Origin of the sequence: Fibrisoma montanum (assembly GCF_003583365.1) — a bacterium.
GTDB lineage: Bacteria > Bacteroidota > Bacteroidia > Cytophagales > Spirosomataceae > Fibrisoma > Fibrisoma montanum.
Map to the genome: position 1 here is coordinate 729,994 of NZ_QXED01000001.1, position 14,381 is coordinate 744,374.

12 protein-coding genes are annotated in these 14,381 nt (G+C 53.6%); 2 read left to right on the plus strand and 10 right to left on the minus strand.

All coding sequences use genetic code 11. The features are described 5' to 3' along the window. Window positions 1-134 precede the first annotated feature (134 nt). The 10 genes from DYU11_RS03055 to DYU11_RS03100 all read right to left on the minus strand — a co-directional run bounded on the left by DYU11_RS03055 (window position 135) and on the right by DYU11_RS03100 (window position 11,084). Complete coding sequence (locus DYU11_RS03055; protein ID WP_119666158.1) at window positions 135-686, minus strand: RNA polymerase sigma factor; 552 nt, start codon at window positions 684-686, stop codon at window positions 135-137. 134 nt (window positions 687-820) lie between these two features. Further along, complete coding sequence (gene tsf / locus DYU11_RS03060; RefSeq protein WP_119666159.1) at window positions 821-1,654, minus strand: translation elongation factor Ts; 834 nt, start codon at window positions 1,652-1,654, stop codon at window positions 821-823. Window positions 1,655-1,843: 189 nt separating this feature from the next. Then, window positions 1,844-2,689, minus strand: a complete 846-nt coding sequence (gene rpsB / locus DYU11_RS03065) for a 30S ribosomal protein S2 (RefSeq protein WP_119666160.1) — start codon at window positions 2,687-2,689, stop codon at window positions 1,844-1,846. Between the two features lie 177 nt (window positions 2,690-2,866). Next, window positions 2,867-3,253 carry a 30S ribosomal protein S9 gene (rpsI, locus tag DYU11_RS03070; protein WP_119666161.1) on the minus strand — a complete coding sequence of 129 codons (387 nt, stop codon included), beginning with the start codon at window positions 3,251-3,253 and terminating at the stop codon, window positions 2,867-2,869. A 19-nt stretch (window positions 3,254-3,272) separates the two neighbouring features. Further along, window positions 3,273-3,716 (minus strand): 50S ribosomal protein L13, encoded by a 444-nt coding sequence (rplM, locus tag DYU11_RS03075; protein WP_119666162.1) that lies wholly within the window; start codon window positions 3,714-3,716, stop codon window positions 3,273-3,275. 164 nt (window positions 3,717-3,880) lie between these two features. Beyond that, complete coding sequence (gene mraY, locus DYU11_RS03080; protein WP_119666163.1) at window positions 3,881-5,089, minus strand: phospho-N-acetylmuramoyl-pentapeptide-transferase; 1,209 nt, start codon at window positions 5,087-5,089, stop codon at window positions 3,881-3,883. Window positions 5,090-5,192: 103 nt separating this feature from the next. Then, entirely contained in the window at window positions 5,193-6,677 is a 1,485-nt protein-coding gene (locus DYU11_RS03085; protein WP_119666164.1) for a UDP-N-acetylmuramoyl-L-alanyl-D-glutamate--2,6-diaminopimelate ligase, read from the minus strand. Between the two features lie 46 nt (window positions 6,678-6,723). Then, a complete protein-coding gene (locus DYU11_RS03090; protein WP_119666165.1) occupies window positions 6,724-8,829 on the minus strand; it encodes a PASTA domain-containing penicillin-binding protein in 2,106 nt (701 codons plus the stop codon). Continuing rightward, a complete protein-coding gene (locus tag DYU11_RS03095) occupies window positions 8,819-9,220 on the minus strand; it encodes an FtsL-like putative cell division protein (protein WP_119666166.1) in 402 nt (133 codons plus the stop codon). Before DYU11_RS03095 ends, DYU11_RS03090 begins: the two co-directional genes overlap by 11 nt. A 385-nt stretch (window positions 9,221-9,605) precedes the next feature. Further along, entirely contained in the window at window positions 9,606-11,084 is a 1,479-nt protein-coding gene (locus DYU11_RS03100; protein WP_199736681.1) for a M20/M25/M40 family metallo-hydrolase, read from the minus strand. Window positions 11,085-11,318: 234 nt separating this feature from the next. On the opposite strand from DYU11_RS03100, the gene DYU11_RS03105 reads away from it, so the two are divergent. Beyond that, the gene (locus tag DYU11_RS03105; protein ID WP_119666168.1) at window positions 11,319-13,448 is read left to right on the plus strand and encodes a S9 family peptidase; all 2,130 of its coding nucleotides are present in this window, start codon (window positions 11,319-11,321) and stop codon (window positions 13,446-13,448) included. Between the two features lie 156 nt (window positions 13,449-13,604). After that, the gene (locus tag DYU11_RS03110) at window positions 13,605-14,270 is read left to right on the plus strand and encodes a Crp/Fnr family transcriptional regulator (protein WP_229365677.1); all 666 of its coding nucleotides are present in this window, start codon (window positions 13,605-13,607) and stop codon (window positions 14,268-14,270) included. Window positions 14,271-14,381 lie beyond the last annotated feature (111 nt).

Sequence of the window (14,381 nt, forward strand, 5' to 3'; positions counted from 1 at the left end):
CAATCAACGGAAAGTAACTGACTTGTCCAATTAGCTCTGAAAGAAACCACGTAACAAGCCGAAAGCCCGGAACATGACCGGGCTTTCGATTACTTTTTTTACACAGTATGTCTTGCCACTCCGCCTACTATATGTCAGAGCTGCGTCTCGTCGTAATACTTTTTCAATTTGTCGCGGGAGCGTTTGAGCCGCATTTTCACTGCACTTTCTGTAAGTGCCTGCTTACTGGCAATTTCGCGGATGCTGATATCTTCCTGATACTTCAGTACAAGCAACGTCTGCTCCTCGGGGGCCAGCCGTTTCAGGGCCTGCCTTACCTGCTGGTCCTGCATTTCCAACTGGTCGGCCGTATTCTCATCAGGATCACTTGACAGGTGTTCCCAGCCTTCATCGAGCAGCACTTCATAACGCCAGTTTGGGATCCGAACGTGGTCGGCGCAATGATTATAAGTGATAGTGTATAACCAGGTTGAGAATCGAGCCTGTTGCCGGAAGCTGCTGAGCTTGTTGATCAGCCTTAAAAAAATATCATGGGTCAGGTCTTCGGCACCAATCGGATCTTTAATGAACGACAGGCACTTGCGGTAAACTTTATCGCTGTATCGTTCATACAACCGTTCAAAATAAGCGTCGCGCTGTGTTTCAAGATAAAGACTGACTAACTCTTCGTCGGTGAAGTGCTTCATTCCAAACGTATGTAATGACCGTTACATGAAAATTTGCCATATAAACGTTATGTCGTTCTGTTTGGATTGCTTACCCAAAAAAATGCCCGGCCAAAAAGCCGGGCATTTACTAAACGGTATTAGATTCTATAGAGTTAACCGATTGAAATCCGTTTGAATGCGGATACAGTCAACCCTTTGCTTGTTTTATCGAGAAGCTGAGCGATTGTCAGTGAGTTGTCTTTCACAAACTCCTGGTTCAGCAGTGTGTTCTCTTTGTAGAACTTGTTCAGCTTACCCAAAGCAATCTTCTCAAGCATAGCCTCGGGCTTCCCTTCCTGGCGAGCCTGCTCTTTACCAATTTCGATTTCACGCTCGATAACAGATGCGTCAACACCGTCTTTGTCCAGGGCGATAGGCTTCATAGCGGCAATCTGCATCGCCACGTCCCGACCTACTTCCGTTACGTCGGTACCGTTCGTGTTAGCCAGGCCAACCAGTACACCCAGCTTACCGTTTGAGTGAATGTATGACACGACTTTATCGGCAGAGATATTCTCGTAAGAAACCACGTCGATTTTTTCGCCGATTTTACCCATCAGGTCAGTGATGTGCTCCTGCAGGGTCCGGCCATCGGCCTGAGGAGTTGACAACAACGCTTCTTTGCTGTCGGCATTCGTCGTTACGGCGGTGCTCATGACAGCCATCGCCAGATTCTGGAAGTCGGCAACTTTAGACACAGGCTCCGTTTCGCAGGCGAGCGCAATGATTTTGCCGTTGGTAGCTTCCGTATTTACGTGCGCCAGTACGACCCCCTCAGCGGTGGCGTTGTCGGCCCGTTTGTCAGCGATCTTCTGGCCTTGCTTGCGCAGGATCTCTTTTGCTTTTTCGAAATCGCCGTCGGCTTCGGTCAGGGCTTTTTTGCAGTCCATCATGCCCGCTCCGGTCTCTTGCCGAAGTTTGTTGACATCAGCAGCAGTAATTGCCATAAAAAGGGTGGTTGTAAGTTAAATTGGCCAAAAAATGTTTGGTAATCTATAAATCGTCTTTTGAAATGGAATAGCCCATAGCGGCTGGCTACGGGCTATTTCAATACGTCCGTTAACGGTTTCCAGCTCTCGGGTGTCGTCACGATCTGAACCAGCCGACCTCCGCAAACTGACTACCGGAAACCGGCTTTACTCTCCGCGGTCTTCTTCAGCAATGGCAGCCGGCGAAGACGTAGCTTCAGCCCCTTCTTCCAGCTTGCTTTCGTCTTCAGCCCGGGCTTGCACCAGGTCTTCAGCCCGCTTAGCCTCTTCCTCTTCCTGCAGACGCTGATCGTCTTTATCCTGCTTACGCTCCAGCAGACCTTCTTCAATGGCCTTACCGATGGCGAGTGTAATCAGCGAAATCGACTTGTACGCGTCGTCGTTAGCCGGAATGGCAAAATCAACCTCATCAGGATTCGAGTTCGTATCGCACATAGCAAACACCGGGATACCCAGGCGCTTGGCTTCTGCTACGGCGATATGCTCCCGTTTTACGTCTACTACAAACAGGGCGGCCGGCAGGCGAGTCAGGTCTGATATACCTCCCAGCACACGCTCTAATTTTTCTCTTTCCCGCGACAGTGTCAACCGCTCACGCTTAGCCAGATTGCTGGCCGTGCTTTCGTCCTTCAGCATTTTTTCCAGCGTCTGCATCTTTTTGAGCGACTTCCGGATTGTAGCGAAGTTAGTCAGCATACCACCCAACCAGCGGTCGGTAATGAACGGCATTTTCAGGCGACGTGCCTCTTCCGAAACAATCTCCTGAGCCTGCTTCTTTGTCGCAACGAACATCACCTTCCGGCCTGAGCGCACGATGCCTTTGATAGCATTCTGCGCTTCTTCAAGAGCGGCCAGGGTTTTGTTCAGGTCAATAATGTGGATGCCGTTCTTCTCCATGAAGATGTACGGAGCCATCCGGGGATCCCACTTGCGCGTAAGGTGGCCAAAGTGCACACCAGCGTCCAAGAGGTCTTTATATTCGATCTGTGCCATTTCTGGGTTTGACAGTTAAAAAGTTTGTTGGGTAATCAACACATTACCCGTGTGTGTTCTACGCAGCACTACGCATCGGCATCATCTAAGCGTAGTCTGGACGATCAGCAGAGCGGTAAGGCATGGGGCGAAGGATAAGCAAATACCCCAGGCTCCAGGCGCTTTGCCCATTGCCAATTAACGTTTCGAGAACTGGAACCGACGACGTGCTTTCCGGCGACCGTATTTCTTACGCTCTACCATGCGGGAGTCGCGCGTCAGGAAGCCTTCTTTCTTCAGAGCCGGACGGAACTCAGCGTTCACTTCAACCAGCGCACGGGCGATCGCCATACGCGTTGCTTCGGCCTGACCAGCTACCCCACCGCCCCGAACGTTGACTTTCACGTCATACGCTCCGGCACCGTTAACAGTTGCGAACGGTTGGTTCAGAATAATTTGCAGGACTTCGGTGGGGAAATATTGCTTGTAATCTTTCCCGTTCACCTGGATGGCACCGCTGCCGGCCGACAGATACACGCGGCTGATGGCAGTTTTACGGCGACCAATGGTATTAACTCGTTCCATGTGTTAGTTCGCGCCTGACTTAGAATTTGATTTCTTTCGGTTGCTGAGCAGCATGAGGGTGCTCGTTGCCTACATATACGTGCAGGTTGGTAAACAACCGCCGACCCAACCGGTTTTTGGGCAGCATACCCCGTACGGCATGCTCCAGAACGCGCTCAGGGCGCTTCTCCAGCAACAACCGGGGGGTTGCAAAACGTTGACCGCCGGGATAACCCGTGTGGCGGACGTAAATCTTGTCGGTCATCTTCGAGCCGGTCAGGCGCACCTTTTCGGCGTTGATGACAATTACGTTGTCTCCGCAATCGACGTGCGGGGTGAAGTTGGTTTTGTGTTTGCCGCGAATCAGGCGCGCAATCTGGCTGGCCAGCCGACCCAGCACTTGCCCCTGAGCGTCAACCACAACCCATTCCTTCTGCACGGTCTCGCTATTGGCAGAGATGGTTTTGTAACTGAGCGTATTCACTGTTATGTAGTACTAATTGGTTGATTTCAAACGATTTGCTTACGCAAAAAAACTCCCGTCCGAAAACGGGAGTGCAAATATACGGTCTAAAAATCTGAAAGACAAGCTAGTGCTTGGTTTTCCGTTGTCAGTTTGCAGTTTTCCGCCCGTGAAAACGCAGGGGATCAACGCAGCTTTAAGGTAGCCAGCGTCAGGACGGCCAGAATAATGCCGACAATCCAAAAGCGGGTCACGATTTTGGCTTCGTGATAGCCTTTCTTTTGAAAATGATGGTGTAAGGGTGCCATCAGGAAGATCCGGCGTCCCTCGCCATATTTCTGCTTGGTATATTTGAAGTAGCTGACCTGGATGATTACGGAAATGTTTTCGGCCAGAAAAATGCCGCACATGGATGGAATCAGGAGTTCTTTTCGGATCGCCAGGGCTAACACAGCGATGACGCCCCCCAACATCAAACTACCCGTATCACCCATAAAAACCTGCGCTGGATAGGAGTTGTACCATAAAAATCCGACGCACGCTCCCACGAAGGCCGCGCAGAAGATTACCAGTTCGCCCGCGTTCGGAATGTACATGATGTTGAGGTACTGCGAAAACACCTTGTTACCCGACAGATAGGCCAGTACGGCGATGGTCAGGGCGATGATGATCGACGTTCCGGCTGCCAGCCCATCAATGCCATCGGTAATGTTGGCTCCGTTCGATACGGCCGTGATGATGAAAATGCAAACCAGTACGTACACAATCCAGGTGTAGCTATCGGGCAGCAACCCGAACAGCAGCGAACTGTAATCGAACTCGTTGTTCTTAACGAAGGGAACCGTCGTGAGGGTAGACTTGATGTCGGTGTAGACATCGGGTACGTTGGACGTACTCAGGAGCCGCGGTGCATACACCCGAATTTTAACGTAGTCATTAAAATACAGAGTCAGGCCGACGATCATTCCCAGTCCTATCTGACCAACTACCTTGAATTTCCCCTGTAGCCCTTCTTTATTTTTCTTGAATACCTTGATATAGTCGTCGAGGAAGCCAATCATGCCTGTCCAGACGGTTGATACCAGGGCCAGCACCACGTAGACGTTGGACAGCTTGGCAAACAGCAGCGCCGGAATCAACAGGGCGGCCAGAATAATGAAGCCGCCCATGGTTGGCGTACCGCGCTTCTGCATCTGGCCCTCCAGACCGAGGTCGCGGATGGATTCACCAATCTGCAGCTGGCGAAGCTTATCGATGATGCGCCGGCCGAACACCGCTCCAATAATCAGCGACGTAGCAACGGCGCCCAGCGCACGAAAAGAGATGAACTGAAATACCCCGGCACCGGGAAAATTGTAACGCTCGTCGAGAAACTGGAAAAGGTAATAGAGCATGGGTGAATGACTGAATGAGTGAATGCGCGAATGAGTGAATGGGTACAGCGACTCCAATTTTGCTACTCATCCACTAATTAGCTCATTCGCTAATTGAGCAAAGTTACTGATTTCCGGCATTGGCGAAAGCCTCGCGCAATACCTCACGATCATCAAAATCATATTTTACACCGTTGATCTCCTGGTAGGTTTCGTGGCCTTTGCCGGCCACCAGAATAATATCGTGCGGACGAGCCAGCAAAACAGCCTGCCGAATGGCATCGCGCCGGTCTTCGATCGTCAGAGTTTTCTTAAAATCGACCGGAGGGATCCCCGTCTGCATCTGCTCCAGAATAGCCATAGGGTCTTCGTTGCGGGGGTTGTCGGAAGTCAGGATAACGCGGTCGCTCAATTTGCAGGCGATTTCGGCCATAATCGGGCGTTTGGCCGCATCGCGGTTACCTCCGCAACCCACTACGGTTATGACCCGCGGACGCTGCCCGGCTTCGTCGCCGTGGCGTAGACCGTCGATGGTTTCCAGTACGTTCTGCAATGCGTCGGGCGTATGGGCGTAATCGACAATGCCCACAACATTGGTCTCTGATATAACCTGCTCGAAGCGACCCGGCGGAGGGGTTAACCCCGAGAGCTGGGTCAGTACGTCTTCGGCTTCTTCGCCCAGCAGTACGGCAGCTCCGTAAACAGCCAGCAGATTGTAGGCGTTAAACCGCCCGATGAGCTTAAACCATACCTCACGGTCGTCGATCTGCATGTTCAGCCCGAACAGACTATCGGCCAGAACCTTCCCTTTGAACGTAGCCAGCGTCTGGAGCGAGTAGCTTTCCTTCCGGGCAACGGTATTCTGCAGCATCACCAGGCCGCGCTTGTCGTCGACGTTGGTCAGGGCGAAGGCCGTTAATGGAAGCAGGTCGAAAAAGCCTTTTTTGGCTTTGATGTAATTATCGAAGGTACCGTGGAAGTCGAGGTGATCGTGGGTGATGTTGGTAAAAATCCCCCCGGCAAACGTCAGTCCGGCGATACGTTCCTGCACCACGGCATGTGAGCTAACCTCCATGAACACGTGGGTACAGCCCGTTTCGAGCATCCGGATCAGCAGTTCGTTGATAGTCACTACATCCGGCGTGGTGTGGGTAGTTGGAATGACCTGATCGTCGATCTGGTTCTGTACCGTAGACAACAACCCGCAGCGATAACCCAGGCTGCGAAAGAGCCGGAACAGGAGCGTTGCCACGGAGGTTTTACCGTTCGTACCCGTTACGCCCACGAGTTTAAGCCTTTGCGACGGCTGTTCGTAAAAGTTAGCGGCAATCAGGCCGAGCGCCCGGGCCGAATGCTGCACCTGGATATAAGCAACCTGATCGGCCCTGTTGGCGGGCAGTTCTTCGCACAGGATCGCCGTGGCTCCCTGCTCAATGGCCGTGTCAATGAAGGTATGCCCATCGGCGACGGTACCCCGAACTGCGACGAACAGACTGCCGGGACCCACCCGACGCGAGTCGATGGTCAGGTTGGTGATTTCGGCATCCATGCTCCCGGACGTGGCCAGCAGCGAAACTTTATAGAGGAGGTCTTTGAGTGACTTCGGCATCAATCAGTTTATGACGGGTTGGCCGGCAAAGTTAGCAGCCTCCCCGTTAATTCAACGTCAGAGTAATCGGTGTGTTTGCTACCAGCTGCGTACCCGGCTCCAGCGATTGGTCTTTCACTTTACCGTGCCCTTCTACGGCGACCCGCAGGCCCCGGTTTTCGAGCAGGAACAACGCATCCCGGAGCGTCAGACCCCGAACGTCCGGTATGCGGTCGGGCCGGGTTGGGCGGGATTTCCAGCGGCCAGCGGGCGTAGCTTCAACCCAGCCCTCGGTTGATGGCTCACTTTTCAGGTTCAGGGTGGCGCTGATCGTATGCAGATCGTCGGAGTAGCCGGCCAGTAAGCCATCCGCTGGCCGGGGCTGCTGACTGCCCGGACGAATGGGCGCGTGCATGCGGATGTCATACGCTACGATGCGGTCGGCCACCTCTCTGAACACCGGCGCAGCTACGGCGCCGGCATAAAGTAAGTCAATGTTGTCGCCCTGGGGCGAATCCACTACGGTGATACAACTATATTTCGGGTTGTCGGCGGGGAAATAGCCAATGAACGATGTATAATATTTACCCACCTTGTAGCGGCCGTTGATGATCTTCTGAGCCGTACCGGTCTTCCCCGCAATGGCGTAGTACGGATTGTCAATGTGCCGGGCGGTGCCCTGCTTCACGACACCCCGCAGCAGTTCCTTTGCTTTGCGGGCCGTTTCGCGGGAGCAGATCGGCTCGGGCGCTACATAAGGTTTAAACTCCTCAACAACGTCTTCCGCCTTCTTGATCTGCTTGACAATCATGGGTCTTACCCACTTACCGTCGTTTGCCACCGCGTTGTAGAAAGTCAGCATCTGCAACGGGGTGATCTGCATCTCGTAGCCGTAGGACATCGACGTGAGCGACACCTTACTCCAGCCTTTCATATCCGGATTCCGCACTACCGGCGTGGCCTCGCCTTTCATGTGAATACCCGTTGGCTGGGTAAGCCGGAACCGACGCAGGTACTGGCAATATAAATCCGGTCGTTTATAGAAGTAGCTCCGCATGAGCAGGTGCGTGCCTACGTTCGACGACTTTTCGAATACCTGCCGGGCCGTAATGGTACCGGCTCCGCCCCGTTTGGCGTCGTGAATACCCAGCCCATTGTACGTCATTGACCCACCGCCGGTGGCTACCATCTGGTTCAGCGAAATGGCTTTCTCCTCCATCAACGCCATCATCGTGGCGAGTTTGAACGTTGAGCCGGGGTCCGTACGTCCGGCCAGCGCGTGGTTGAAGTTTTCAACATAGCCATCGTCCTTGCGGGTCAGGTTGGCCATCGCCCTGATTTCGCCCGTGGCCACTTCCATGACGATGACGCACCCTTTGGCCGCGTTGTATTTCTCCAGCGCCGAACGTAGTGCGGTTTCGGCCATATCCTGAAAATTAACGTCGATGGTCGTGTATAGATCCATGCCCGACTCAGGCTTCATGTCCGGCCCATCGTTGACCGGTTTGCGGATGCCACCCGACAGGATTTCGACCAGGCCCACCGCGTTTTTTCCGGCCAGTTGCTGCTGGAAACTGGCTTCCAAGCCGATCAGCCCACGACCCGTTTTGGCGTCCAGATCGCCGATGGTCCGTTTGGCCATGTTGCCGAACGGATGGTACCGTTCGTAATGGGGGCGCAATACCCCTCCACGGGCCGCTACCTTCGCCGAAGACCGGAAAAACGGCCATTTGATCATCATCTGTCGCTCCTGGAACGTAACCCGCCGACGGTTCAGCAATACGTACCGGCGCTTGCGGGCCCGGGCATCGCGGACCAGATCGGTGTAATCGGTAGCCGATCGGTCGCGGAAGATGCGCGAGAGCAAGAGCCCCAGCGAATCGACTTTCTTGGCAAAATAGTCGGGTTTGGCAACGGTCGGATCCAGACCGACTACGTAGGTTGGCAGCGACGTTGCCAGCAGGCTGCCGTCGCTGGCGTAGATGTTGCCCCGCATCGCCCGGATTGTATCGCGCTGGATGATGGCAGCCGCTACCCGATCCCGCCAGAACTTACCCTTGAACGTCTGAAAATACTGTACGTACACCAACCGGCCGATCACGCAGGCCGCCAGCACAATCACGATGTAGGTGACGTGGCTTGCCCGCTGAATGATGTCCTGCTTAATGTTCATTGAGATTGACAACGATTTTGTGTGGAGGAGTTAAACTATCGGTCAGGCCAAGCCCGGATACCCGCTTACTAAGTTCTGATTGTTTGCCACTTTTCATAAAATCGGCCTCCAGCGTAGTTGCCTGCGCCCGAAGTTCATCGACCTGCGTTTTGCTCCGCTGAATCCGACGTACCAGCCGCTCGGCATTGTGGTTCAGGCCAATATACACGATCAGCAGCAGCGTAACCCAGAGAATCCGGTCAATATGGCGGATGGGCCAGGCATTGTCTTCGCCAAAAAGCCGGTCGAGCCCGATGACGTCGTTGATCCAGATCGTCAGGCGGTTTTTGCGCTTCTGTTTTTTCTGTCTGGCAACAATGCGTTCGGGTTGCCGAAATGTATTCTTAACCATGATAAAGCTTTTAATGCTAACGGTGTTCCTTGTACGGCAATCGCAGTGTACTCATCGTCAACAACGTACCGGCAACGTCAGTGACCCCTTCAGCTTGTTCGTGCGTACCGGTTGGCTGCCCTTCCTAAAAAATCATCGATAAAGCGGGAGTCAAGGTAATCAAACCATGTTTGGCCAGCGACTCGTGGTCCTCTCAACACGGGTTTTCAACCCAAAATTGTGGCATCAACCTCAATAACGTACCTGGCAACACCCGTCCTTTTCCGCGTACACTTTATCAGCACAAAGTAACAAAAACCAATACAACTCTGTAAGGCCGTTAAAAAGCAAAGCGATGGCATTTCGCTTAAAATACCATCGCTTTCGTACAAAATCAGCGTCGGTGTTATTCCTTCCAGCGCCACTCGTTGGCAATCTGAAGCGGAGTCCGCAGGCCCTGTGCTACGAGGTAATCCCGCGTTTTGGAATCGTTCAGTCGGCGGGTCGGGATATCGTCGGCGTCGGCAAGGGCGTAAAGCAGCATGGATGTATAGCGAACCGTATTTTTCAACTGCTCTTCGTTGACTAGGTTGATCCGGTCGCAGTTGGCGTGGTAGCAGTCCAGCACCTCCTTCGACAGGTGGCCATTCATCCCGACTACGGGAACGCCTTCGAGCATGAACGGCTGATGGTCGCTGTGCAGGCCGGCCTGGTTCATCATCTGGTTGGCGAAGGCCGGCTCAGTCCGTTTCATAGCCTCCCCTACATCGTTCAGAAACGGCAGCATGTCATTGCGGCCGAATGCATTCAGCCCTGTAGGATCATTGGTCATATCGAGGTTCATCATGCACCGGACCTTGTCCAGCTGGCCGCTTTCCTTCAACGCCTGCACCATGCTTTTCGACCCCAGCAGTCCCTGTTCTTCACCCATGAACAGGACAAACTCGATGGTTCGCTTTGGTTTGATTTTCAGCGCCCGGAACGTACGGGCAATGTCCATGACGGCAAACGACCCGATGCCATTATCGATGGCCCCGGTTGCCAGATCCCACGAATCGAGGTGACCACCGATAATGATTTTCTCGTCGGGGTATGTAGCTCCGGGCAGCGTAGCGACTACGTTGCGGGCGCGGATTTTACGGCTTTTGTTGCTCATGGCGATCATGGCGTGCAGCGGACTCCGCTCTTCCTGCATCCACTGCCGCAGCTGCAGCCCGCTCTCCAGCGAAATGCAGACCGACGGAATAGGAATCAGTTTGCCCGTAACGGAGGCCGTTCCGGTGAGCAGCACATTACCCGGCACCAGATTTACCATGATCACGCCTTTCGCACCGTGCTGAATAGCCAGGGCTGTTTTCTCAGACCGATGCAGGTTCCGGGCACCCTGCGCCGGAGCGGCTATACCGATGTTGACCAGCGCAATCTTACCCTTCAGCTTGTGTTTAACGGCCGCAAAGTCGCCTTCCAGTCCATTGCCGACATCAACGATTTCACCCTGTATGTGGGCTTCGATCGGCGAATGGGCCAGCGCAACGACCGGGACCTCCCGGAAGTTATCGCTCTTGCTGGGCACGATCGATAGGGTTACGGTATCGCGCATCCAGGCTTCCACTTCGAACGGCTCGTACCGCAATTCTTTAAAACCGTACGATTTAAGCAGATTATACGCATACGCTTCGGCCCGGGTTCCGTTGGGGCTGCCGGTCAGCCGGTGACCAACCACTCCAGAAGCATCGACCAGGGTTTCGTAGGCCCGGCTCCGCTGCATCACTTCATTGTTGATACGGGAAAACACTTTCTCGAGGGAGGGCTTCTGAAGGCTGAAGGCCATTAAGGTACCGGCAGTGCCAGCGCAAATCAGAACAAACCGCACCGCATGGACCATGCCCGCCGGTCGCCCGGCAGACCTGACCGGCTGCCGGGCAGACCGGCAATATGCGTAAAACTTTCGGTGCATATAACAGGAATAAATTCTGGGCTAAATATAGAGAAAAGGCGGTTCATTTTGGCCCCGCCCGATTAGACACCAAAAATGGAGTAAGCGTTCGTCTGAATCCTGACTAAATTTGCGTATTGGTTTGTAAGTTCGCCCATACACCCGGCTTCAAACCAACCAATCATGAAAAAAACCGGTTTATTTCTCATCAGCACGTTCACGCTGCATTGCATGACACACGCCCAGCCGCCAGCGGCTCCCAAAGCCCCCATAAAACCGAAAGAACTTACGATTCACGGTCAGACACGCATCGACAACTACTATTATCTCAACGAACGCGAAAATCCGGAGGTGATTAATTACCTCAAAGCCGAAAACGCGTATCTCGAACAGGTACTGGCCCCCGTCAAGAGCCTGCGCGAGAAATTGTTTGAGGAGATGAAAGGCCGCATTAAGCAGCAGGACGAATCGGTACCTTACAAAGAAGGGAATTATTATTACTATACGAAGTACGTAACGGGCGGGGAATATCCCATCTATTGCCGCAAAAAAGGCTCGCTGACGGGCGCAGAGGAGATTATGTTCGATGGCAATGCCCTGGCCAAAGGTCATCCGTACTACAACCTCGGCGGCTACGAAATTTCGGATAATGAGGATCTGGCCATTTTTGCTGAAGATACCGTTAGCCGTCGGCTGTATACGCTGCGGGTCAAAAATCTAAAAACCGGACAGGTTTATCCGGAGGCCATTCCAAACACCGAAGCTGGTAGCTTTGCCTGGGCCGCCGACAACAAGACGCTGTTCTACATCAGGAAAGACCCCCAGACGCTGCTGGGCTATCAGGTGTACCGGCACGTACTCGGCACCGATCCTAAACAGGATGTGCTGGTGTACGAAGAAGCTGACAACCAGTTCTACCTCGGCCTGTACCGGATGAAATCCAAAAAGTACGTCGCCATTGCCTCAGATCACAACGGAGTGGCCACTGAGTACCGGCTCCTCGATGCAAAGGCACCTACCGGCCAGTTCTCGGTGTTTCTGCCCCGCGAGAAAGGGCATGAGTACGATATCGTCCACTTCGCCAACAAGTTCTACGTCCGCACAAACTGGAAAGCCGAAAATTTCCGGCTGATGGAGGTAACCGAAGGCAAAACGTCCGACCGCGCGGCCTGGCAGGAGATCATCCCGCACCGCCCCGACGTCATGCTGGCTAACATGGATGTGTTTGTGAATCACCTCGTGCTTGGCGAACGCAAAGCGGGCCTGACCAGCATCCGGGTCATTAACCAGAAGACCAAAGCCGACGAGTACCTCGATTTTGGTGAACCGGCCTACGTAGCGGGCATCGGCTACAACCCCGATTTCAACACCAACGTACTGCGTTTTGGCTATTCGTCGCTGACGACGCCCTCGTCTACGTTCGATTACAACATGGACACCAAACAGAAAACCCTGTTGAAGCAGCAGGAAGTGCTGGGTGGGTTTGACAAGACTAATTACGTTTCGGAGCGGGTGTATGCCACGGCCCGCGACGGCGTGAAGGTGCCGATTTCGCTGGTGTATCGCAAAGGCACCAAAAAAGACGGATCCGCTCCGTTGCTGCAATACTCGTACGGTTCGTACGGCTACTCGACCGACCCGGGTTTCAGCTCAACGCGGCTGAGCCTGCTCGACCGGGGCTTCATCTACGCCATTGCCCACATCCGGGGTGGTCAGGAAATGGGTCGGCGCTGGTACGAAGACGGCAAGATGCTGAAGAAGAAAAACACCTTCAACGATTTCGTCGACTGCTCGGAGTACCTCATCAAGAACAAATACACCTCATCCGACAAGCTGTTTGCGATGGGTGGCAGCGCGGGCGGTCTGCTGATGGGTGCGGTTATCAACCAGGCTCCGCAGCTGTACCGGGGCGTTGTGGCGGCCGTTCCGTTTGTCGACGTAGTGACGACCATGCTTGACGAGAGCATCCCGCTGACAACCGGCGAGTTTGAAGAGTGGGGCAATCCAAAAGAGAAGACGTACTACGACTACATGCTGTCGTATTCCCCCTACGACAACGTGCAGAAGAAGGCGTACCCGAACCTGCTGGTAACGACAGGTCTGCATGATTCGCAGGTGCAGTACTGGGAGCCGGCCAAATGGGTAGCCAAGCTTCGTACGATGAAGACCAACAACCCAGGACAGGAAACGCAGTTGCTTCTTCACACGAATATGGAAGCCGGCCACGGGGGTGCATCCGGCCGCTTCCAGGCGTTGAAGGAAGTAGCGCTGGAGTACGCCTTCATGCTGAATCTGGTGGGCGTGCAGCAGTAAAATAAATCCTATTCCGTAGTAAACCCCTCGTTCCTGTGAAGGCAGACTTTACAGGAACGAGGGGTTTGCCGCTTCATGTAGAACTACTGCTATTCGCAGGCGCATATTATCTTCTTGTTAACTCACTGATTCCTGTCAGTACTCTACGTATTTTTAATGTCGGATCTACATTGGGCGCCTTCGCCTGTTTTGCTGGATGCCGTACTCACGTTGACAATTTATTCCATGCAGGCGCCATCCTTATACGATTACCTCTTCCACAGCTCCGGGCGTAATCACGTACGGGTCGAGAAGTTTGACAAGGGTTCGTATATATACCAGCCCGGCGACGAACTAGCGCAGATCTTTCTGATCGAAAAGGGAGCCGTAAAAATCGGAAGTTACTCCAACGACGGCGAACGGGTCATTTACGACGTACTTCAGCCCGGCGAAACCTTTGGTGATCTCGATTACCTCGACGACCATGGCATCGAGTTTTTTGAGTTTGCCCGGGCTATGACCAGCGTAACCCTAATGGCGATCGACCGGGATTACTTCAAACACATCGTTGTTCACGATCCGGTGGCCTCGGAGTGGTTCAACGTAGCGGTTGTCCGGCGGTGGTGGAAGGCCGAGACCCGCCTGCTCCACATGACCCGGGGCGATATTGAAGCCCGGCTCAGTGTTCTGCGTAAAGAATATGACAAGACCATTACCGACAACGCCGGGTACCGCCACAACCTCTTCAGCCTGCTGTCGCACCAGGAGCTGGCCGACCTCACCGGAACAACCCGGCAAACGATTTCCAAGAAGCTGAAAAACAACCTGGAACCGGCTCTTTGACAACGCAAAAAGAAGTGAATGTTAAGCCGTCCACCGGAAGATGAAGTTTGTGTGAATTAGTAGAACCACGTTAAATTTTAACATATCCGTGTCCTGACACAGCCGGACTTT